Source organism: Oscillibacter valericigenes, assembly GCF_021531915.1.
GTDB classification, from domain to species: Bacteria; Bacillota; Clostridia; order Oscillospirales; family Oscillospiraceae; genus Oscillibacter; species Oscillibacter valericigenes_A.
The window spans coordinates 1-7,875 of the sequence record NZ_JAFBIV010000033.1 but is presented as its reverse complement, the minus strand read 5'-3'; the positions used below and the strand labels follow the sequence as shown (position 1 = coordinate 7,875).

Below are 7,875 nucleotides of genomic sequence, written 5' to 3'. Positions count from 1 at the left end.
TGTCGTCGGAAACCAGGCCCAGCTTGGTCTCGCCGCCGGTCAGCACGCCGTCCTTCTCGTCCTTGACGATGGCAACGGAGATGTTGGTGCACTCAGAGCCGGTGCCGCAGGTGGTGGGGATGGCGATGACGTCCTTCTCGTGGACGACGGGGAAGCGCTTGAAATACAGGTTGTGCACAGTGTCGGGACGCTTGCAGCCCAACAGCTTGCACAGGTCCATGATGGCGCCGCCGCCGACAGCGATGACGCGGTCATAGCTGTCATAGGGGATGGCGTCGTACATGGTCTGGATCATGGCCTCGGAGGGCTCACCGGCACCAAACTTCTCCTGGAACACGAACTGGCACTTCAGGCCCAGCTCCTCCATGAAGGGCTTGTAGATGAACTCGTTGGTCAGAACCACGTCCCGCTCGTTCAGCTTGAACTCCTCCGCCATCTGGGCGAAGGTCTGGAACTTGTACACGGTGGGGGCGAAAATGATCTCGCGCTTATCGGCCATCAGAGAGGCGGAAAAAGCGTCCATTGCTTTAGCCATAATACATCTCTCCTTGAAAAAAATATAAAGTCTTGTGTGCGCAGATTTGCCGGAGGGAACTAAGTTAGAAGTATCCTAACATAGTTCCTCCGGCAAGCCCGCTTAGGAAGAAAGAGAAAAGAAAGCAAAGAAATTACTTGCGGGCCTTGGGGGCGTGGACGCTGTTGCCATGGCAGGCATGAGCGGCTTCCATCACAGCCTCGCTGACGGTGGGGTGGGGGTGGACGGTGCTGCCGATCTCACTGATGGTACCCTCGCACTCCATGACAGCGGCCACCTCGGCTGCCAGGTCCGTGGCCCGGGGACCGATCACATGGAAGCCCAGGATCTCCTCCGTGGCCTTGTCGAACACGAACTTCACGAAGCCCTTGTTCTCGCCCATGGTCAGAGCCTTGCCGTTGCCGGACAGGTTGAACATGCCGGTACCCACGTCTTTCCCGGTGGCCCGGGCCTGCTCCTCGGTGAGACCCACCATGGCGGTCTCCGGATTGCAGTAGACGCAGGAGGGAATGCGGTTCAGATTCAGCTGCTTGCAGGGCTTGCCCGCAATGTGGTCCGCCACCATAGTGCCCTGGGCGGTAGCCACATGGGCCAGCTGCATCTTGCCGTTGATGTCGCCGATGGCGTAGACGCCGGGGACGTTGGTGCGGCACAGGCCGTCCACGTCCACGAAGCCCTTGCGGTCCATCTTCACGCCGATGGTGTCCAGGCCGATGCCGCGGGTGTTGGGGATACGGCCGCCGGCCATGAGGACGACGTCGCCCTCGGCAGTGCCCTTGGCGCCGTCCTTCACGGCGGCGTAGTTGACCTTTAGGCCCGGTTCAATGGACTCTACCTTCACGCCAAGCACCAGCTCCACGCCGCACTTTTTCAGCTCGGCCTCCACGAAGTCGGTGACGTCCTTATCCAGGGGGCCAAGGACCCGGTCCAGCATCTCCACGATGGTGACCTTCACACCCAGACGGTAGAAGAAGGTGGCAAACTCAACGCCGATGACGCCGCCGCCCACGATGATGATGTGCTTGGGGCAGGTGGTCATGTTCAGCAGGCCGGTGGAATCCACTACGCCCGGCAGGTCCACGCCGGGAATGGGGATGCGGGCGGGATTGGAGCCTGTGGCCACGATGAGGTGGCCGCAGGACAGGGTCTCCCCATTGTCCAGATTGACGGTATTGCGGTCCGCCAGAGTGGCCCGGGCTTTGAAAACCGTCACGCCGTGGCTCTTTTCCAAAAAGGCGATGCCGTTGCTCAGCTGCCTGGAGACGGCGTTCTTTCGCTCGATGATCTTGGCATAGTCAAAGGTGACGTTGCCGGCGGTGACGCCGAAATCGCCGCCATGGGTGGCGTCATAGTACACGTCGGCGGAGTGGAGCAATGTCTTGGTGGGGATGCAGCCCCGGTTCAGGCAGGTGCCGCCCAGCTCGCCTTCCTCCACCAGAGCGGTCTTCAGACCGTTCTGGCTCAGACGGATGGCGCAGGCATAGCCGCCGGGACCGCCGCCCACAACGACAGCATCAAATTTCTGCATTGCGTGTCCCTCCTTAAATCAGCAGCACAGGGTTCTGCAGGTAGCTCTTGACCTTCTGCAGGAACTTGGCGGCCTCGGCACCGTCAATGATGCGGTGGTCATAGCTCAGGCACAGGGCGCACATGGACTTGATGACGATCTCGTCCTCGCCCTCGTCGTTGGTGACCACCACAGGGGTCTTGGCAATCTTGCCCACAGCCAGAATGGCGGACTCGGGAGGATTGATGATGGCGACGAAGTCGTCCAGGTCGAACATGCCCAGGGAGGACACGGTGAAGGTGCCGCCGTGGTAGTCGGCGTCGGTCAGCTTGCCGTCCCGGGCCTTCTCAATCAGCTCAGTGGACTTGGCGGCGATGCCGGAGAGGCCGATGATGTCGGCGTCCTTGATAACGGGGACGATCAGACCGCCAGGCACAGAGACGGCGGTGCCCACGTTCACATAGTCGTGGTAGACGATGTTGCTGCCGTCCACGGAGGCGTTGACGATGGGCATATCCTGAAGAGCTTTGGCGCAGGCCCGGACGATGATGTCGTTGTAGGAGATCTTGATGCCCAGGTCCTTGTACTGCTTGCGCAGGGCGATGGCGGCGGTCATGTCCACCACCATCCGGTGGTTGGTCTGGGCGTTGGTGGACTTGCTGGCCAGCATATTCTTGCTGATGGCCTTGCGCATACCGCTCATCTTCTCAGTATGGGTGCCGCGGGTCAGCTGGCCTGCGGGAGCCTCAGCATCGGCGAGGGTAGCATCGGCTGCGGGAGCGGCCGCAGGTGCGGCAACAGCTGCGGGAGCGGCGCCGGGCAGGTCGGCGGTGGTGATCTTGCCGTTTGCGCCGGTGCCGGTGACGCCGGACAGGTCAATGCCCTGGGCCTTGGCAACGTTGGCGGCCAGAGGTGTGACGGCAGGCTTGTTGGCAAGATAGCTTATTACATCCCGGTCGATGATATAGTCATCAGGCCCGGTGGCGGGAACATAGGCCAGATCCACGCCGTTTTCTTCCGCGTGCAGACGGGCACGGGGGGAAGCCCAGATCCTGGTGTTGGGATCACGGGCAGGAACAGCGGCGGGAGCGGCAGGGGCAGCAGCGGGAGCCGCTGCGGGCACAGGAGCGGCAGGCGCGGCGGCGGGAGCAGCACCGCCAGCGAAGCCGGACACATCCGTACCGGCCTCGCCGACGATGGCGATAGGCTCGGTGATGGGCACCACATCGCCTGCGGGATGAAGGATCTTCAGCATGGTGCCGGAGACTTCGGCGTCCATGGTGATGGTCAGCTTATCGGTCTCCATCTCGAACAGGGGCTTGCCCGCGGTGACCTGTTCGCCCTCCTTGACCAGCCAGTTGATGATAGTGCCTTCGGTCATCATCAGGCCCTGCTTGGGCATGATGACCAGAGAGGCAGAGGCGGGCAGCTCCGCGGGAGCCGCGGCAGGCGCAGCGGGGGTGGCAGGAGACTCAGGGGCAGCCGCAGGAGCAGCTGCTTCGGGAGCGGCAGGAGCCTCACCGCCCAGCAGGGCGGAGATGTCCTCGCCGGGAGTGCCCACGATGGCGATGGGCTGGGTAATGGGCACCACATCTCCTGCGGGGTGGATGATCTTCAGCAGGGTGCCGGAAACCTCGGCATCCATGGTGATGGTCAGCTTATCGGTCTCCATCTCAAACAGAGGTGTGCCGGCGGCGATCTCCTCGCCTTCCTTTTTCAGCCAGGCCGTGATGGTGCCTTCCGTCATCATCAGACCCTGCTTGGGCATAATTACGATAGAAGCCATGGTAAAAGCTCCTTTCTGTCAGCGGTACATGGTGGCCTTGCAGGCGTCCACGATCTCCTTCACGCTGGGAATGACGGCTGCTTCCAGACCGGGGTTGAAGGGCAGGGGGCAGGGCTTGGCACCCAGGTGAATGGGAGCGGCGTCCAGATAGCGGAATGCCCGCTTGCTGACCTCCGCGATGACCTGAGCGCCCCAGCCGCAGTTCTGGTGAGCCTCGTGGACCACCACCAGACGGCCGGTCTTCTTCACGCTCTCCGTCACGGTGTCATAGTCAAAGGGAACCAGAGTGCGAGGGTCGATGACCTCGGCAGAGATGCCCTCCTTGGCCAGCTCCTCAGCGGCCTCCAGAGCGCGGCTGACATACAGCAGATTGGTGACGATGGTGACATCGGAACCCTCACGCTTGATGTCGGCCTTACCGAAGGGGATGCAGAAATCGGGATCATCGGGAACCTCGCCCTTGGTGATGTACAGGGCCTTGTGCTCAAAGAAGCAGACGGGGTTATCGTCCCGGATGGCGGTGCGCAGCAGGCCGGCGGCCTCAGCGGGGGTAGAGGGGCAGGCGACCTTCACACCGGGAATATGCATGAAAATGGTCTCCAGAGACTGGGAGTGGGTGGCAGCGTTGCCGCGGCCGGTGCCCTGCTGACTGCGCAGAACGATAGGCAGCTTGGCGTTGCCGCCGAAGACATAGCGGGTCTTGCACATCTGGTTGAAGATCTGATCGGCGGCCACGAAGGCGAAGTCCCAGTACATCAGCTCCGCCACGGGACGCATACCGGCGGAAGCGGCACCCACTGCGGCGCCGACGATGGCGGACTCGGAGATGGGAGTATTGCGGATGCGCTCCGTGCCGAATTCCTTGTACAGATCACGGGTGGTGCCGAACACACCGCCCAGCTTTTCCACGTCCTCGCCCATGACGAAGACCTTGTCATCGCGCCGCATTTCTTCCTGAATGACCTTGCGGACTGCCTGTGCGTAAGTCATATTAGCCATGATTTCGTACCCCCTTAACCTTCATAGAACACATCGTCCAGAACGTGGGCCGGATCGGGCTCCGGGCTGTTCATGGCGAATTCCACGGCCTTGGCCATCTTTTCGGCGGCAGCCGCGTCGATCTCGTCCAGCTCCTTCTTGGTAGCCAGCTTGTGGCGGGTCAGGTAATCCCGGAAGCGCTTGATGGGGTCCTTGTTCTGCTTCCAGTCCTCCACTTCCTCACGGGTGCGGTAGACCTCGGGGTCACCGGTCCAGTGGCCGCGCCAGCGGTAGGTCTTGCACTCGATGATGGAGGGACCTTCGCCCTTCAGGGCACGCTCCTTGGCCCGGGCAAAGGCTTCGTACACGGCTACCACGTCGTTGCCGTCCACTGTCTCGCCGGGGATGCCGTAAGCGGCACCGCGGACAGAGATATCCTCAACAGAGGTGGACTGCCACACGGGAACGGTCATGCCGAACTGGTTGTTCTCCACGACGTAGATGCAGGGCAGCTTCCAGACGGCAGCCATGTTGATGGACTCGTGGAAGGTACCCTGGTTGGAGGCGCCGTCACCGAAGAAGGCCACAGCCACATTGGGTTTGTTCTGCATCTTCAGAGCCAGAGCGCCGCCGGTGGCAATGGGGATACCGCCGCCCACGATGGCGTTGGCACCCAGATTGCCTTTGGTGAAATCGGCAATGTGCATGGAGCCGCTGCGGCCCTTGCAGTAGCCGGTGGCCTTGCCCATCAGCTCCGCCAGAGCACGGTCCAGCTCGGCGCCCTTGGCGATGCAGTGGCCGTGACCGCGATGAGTGGACGCGATCAGATCCTCATCCGTCAGCTGGGCGCAGACAGAGGCGGCCACAGCCTCCTCGCCGGTGTACAGGTGAACGGAGCCGCGCAGTTTGTTTTCCGTGAACAGTGTCCACGCCGTTTCTTCGAAGTCCCGGATCTCGTTCATTTTGTTATAGATCCAAAGACCGGTTTTCTTGTCGATCATAACGAACGGCACCTCCATAGTTGAAATCAAAAGCAGGCACAGCTGCCTGCCGTATTTGGATGTTAATATCTTAACACCCTAATTATAAATTATCAATAATTTATAATCGATAATAGTAGACAAAATTTGAACGGGTGGTTTGTAGAGAACGTGGAATTCTGCATAGGGATTTGACTTCACCAATGGAGAACATTATAATAAAGCAATCATCCAAGGAAGAATCGCGGTGTTTTTACCGCCGGAGGAAACAAAATGGACAAGGAAGTTATGGAGACTTCTCATCGGAAGGTATTCCGGGAGGAAATCCGGAACGCCATCCGGGAGGCAATCTTCTCGGGAGAACTGAACCCCGGGGATCGTATTATCGAGACGTATTGGGCGAAGGAGCTTGGAGTGTCCCAAGGCCCTGTTCGGGAGGCCATCCGGGATTTGGAGGCAATAGGCCTTGTGGAGACGGTGCCGTTCAAGGGTTCCCGTGTCCGCTCCCTGTCAGAAAAGGACATACGGGACAATTACAGCGTCCGTATTTGCCTGGAATCCAAGAGCATCCGGGATGTTATTACGATGCTGACAGACGACAAGATGGAACAGCTGGCGGTTTCCCTGCAGGATATTCTGAAAGAAATGGATGACTGCGCGAAGCGGGGAGACCTGCGGGCGTTTACTGAGTGCGACACAGCTTTCCACCGGACCATCATTGACGCCACGGGAAATCAGGTGCTTTTGAAGCTGTGGGAGCAGTGTAATATGCGAAACTGGCTCACCGTGCCTGCCCTGACTAACGCGGAAAGCCTGTTGCAGCTTCAGTCCGGCCATCAGCACATCTGCCAGGCCATCAGTGCCAAGGATGTGAAGGAAGCCACATCGACGCTGGAGGATCATTTGACTGGATTGATGGACGGATTTATCCGGGGTATCCAGCCGTGACCGGGAGGAAGTATTCCTAATCATTCCTCTGTACATTTTGTATTGACGGATTGAAATGGAATCCATGGAAAGCATACACTCCTATGATACTCTGGCAGTCTATATCCCTATAGAAGATTAAGGAAACTCGTTTTCGAAAAATGATGTAAAAACACCCCGGAATCCATTGCGCTGCAATGGATTCCGGGATAGTTTCTTTTTGATTCTCCGTGGGACGCGAAAAACGCAAAATCATTTCCATATTTTGGGTGCTTTGTTTAGCTGTTGTTTTCCTTCAGCTGCCGCAATCTACAAACTCATACCGGATAATGATAAAGGGAATTCTGACTGTCGACAAATCTACAGGAGAGGATACTCAACGTATAACGTAGACGATTGAAAACGCAGGAATCGGAACGACTACATAACGGCTACGCATAACGTAAACAAAAAAATATGTTGACGATCGGTTACGTTATGCGTAACGAATGGTGCTTCCACACAAACGCCAAGTAGATTCTGGTATGATAGCCACCCCGTTGAAAGCATGGTAAACTGACGCCGTATTGATTCAATGAACTTCCCCGGAACGGGCCTTGTTATGTAGTGAGCTGAGGATGCGGAGCATCCCGGCAGGTTGAATGGTTTTTGCCAGAAATGAACTTGCGTTCTCGAACGAAACGTTGTGCATATCCCTTTTATAAAATGTCAAAAATAATTTCAAATTAGGCACAGATTAACACGAAATAACACCAGATAAACTCTCAAAAAGTTTGACATCTTCGATATCTTGTGCTAATATAATCTTGTTTTTATTAGATATGCCCACTCCCGGCCAGTGGAGATTGCTAAGTTGTGAAGCGAACCCTTAATGTGGTCGCTATGACTCTGCACGCTTGTGCAGTATTGATTGCCCCTCAGGGGTATTGGGATCTGTTTCCGCCTGTCTGATGGTTCCTGTGGCTTTGCACCCATGGAACATCAACGCCTGCTTACAGCATTGTTTGCGGGAATGCTGCGGGAATAGGATCGGTTTAGGATTTACCTGCTTTTGCAGGGATTGTAGGTATTAGGGATAGTACTGCTTCATTTGATTGTGCAATCCCATTTTTAGGATGAATATTGCTTACTAGAGGTCTGAAAAAGGCGAAAGCCGTTTTCA

The 7,875-nt window shown here is 57.7% G+C and carries 6 protein-coding genes; 1 reads left to right on the top strand and 5 read right to left on the bottom strand.

What is annotated here, in order from left to right; translation table 11 throughout:
• The 5 genes from JQM66_RS12180 to JQM66_RS12160 form a co-directional block, all read right to left on the bottom strand.
• A partial coding sequence (locus tag JQM66_RS12180; RefSeq protein WP_235230142.1) for an iron-containing alcohol dehydrogenase occupies positions 1 to 535 on the bottom strand: 535 nt, incomplete at its 3' end.
• A 133-nt stretch (positions 536 to 668) separates the two neighbouring features.
• The gene (gene lpdA, locus JQM66_RS12175) at positions 669 to 2,063 is read right to left on the bottom strand and encodes a dihydrolipoyl dehydrogenase (protein WP_235230141.1); all 1,395 of its coding nucleotides are present in this window, start codon (positions 2,061 to 2,063) and stop codon (positions 669 to 671) included.
• A 13-nt stretch (positions 2,064 to 2,076) separates the two neighbouring features.
• Entirely contained in the window at positions 2,077 to 3,828 is a 1,752-nt protein-coding gene (locus tag JQM66_RS12170; protein WP_235230140.1) for a 2-oxo acid dehydrogenase subunit E2, read from the bottom strand.
• 18 nt (positions 3,829 to 3,846) lie between these two features.
• On the bottom strand, positions 3,847 to 4,827 hold the full coding sequence (locus JQM66_RS12165) for an alpha-ketoacid dehydrogenase subunit beta (RefSeq protein ID WP_235230139.1): 981 nt from the start codon (positions 4,825 to 4,827) through the stop codon (positions 3,847 to 3,849).
• A gap of 14 nt (positions 4,828 to 4,841) precedes the next feature.
• Positions 4,842 to 5,807, bottom strand: coding sequence for a thiamine pyrophosphate-dependent dehydrogenase E1 component subunit alpha (locus JQM66_RS12160; RefSeq protein WP_328284144.1), 966 nt, complete (start codon positions 5,805 to 5,807; stop codon positions 4,842 to 4,844).
• 252 nt (positions 5,808 to 6,059) lie between these two features.
• Here JQM66_RS12160 and JQM66_RS12155 point away from each other — a divergent pair, with 252 nt between their 5' ends.
• Positions 6,060 to 6,734, top strand: coding sequence for a GntR family transcriptional regulator (locus JQM66_RS12155; protein WP_235230137.1), 675 nt, complete (start codon positions 6,060 to 6,062; stop codon positions 6,732 to 6,734).
• Positions 6,735 to 7,875 lie beyond the last annotated feature (1,141 nt).

Excerpts from the sequence above, each read along its gene's own strand:
- JQM66_RS12160 (WP_328284144.1), bottom strand. The coding sequence starts at position 5,807 with ATGATCGACAAGAAAACCGGTCTTTGGATCTATAACAAAATGAACGAG.
- JQM66_RS12165 (WP_235230139.1), bottom strand. The coding sequence starts at position 4,827 with ATGGCTAATATGACTTACGCACAGGCAGTCCGCAAGGTCATTCAGGAA.
- JQM66_RS12170 (WP_235230140.1), bottom strand. The coding sequence starts at position 3,828 with ATGGCTTCTATCGTAATTATGCCCAAGCAGGGTCTGATGATGACGGAA.
- JQM66_RS12155 (WP_235230137.1), top strand. The coding sequence starts at position 6,060 with ATGGACAAGGAAGTTATGGAGACTTCTCATCGGAAGGTATTCCGGGAG.
- lpdA (WP_235230141.1), bottom strand. The coding sequence starts at position 2,063 with ATGCAGAAATTTGATGCTGTCGTTGTGGGCGGCGGTCCCGGCGGCTAT.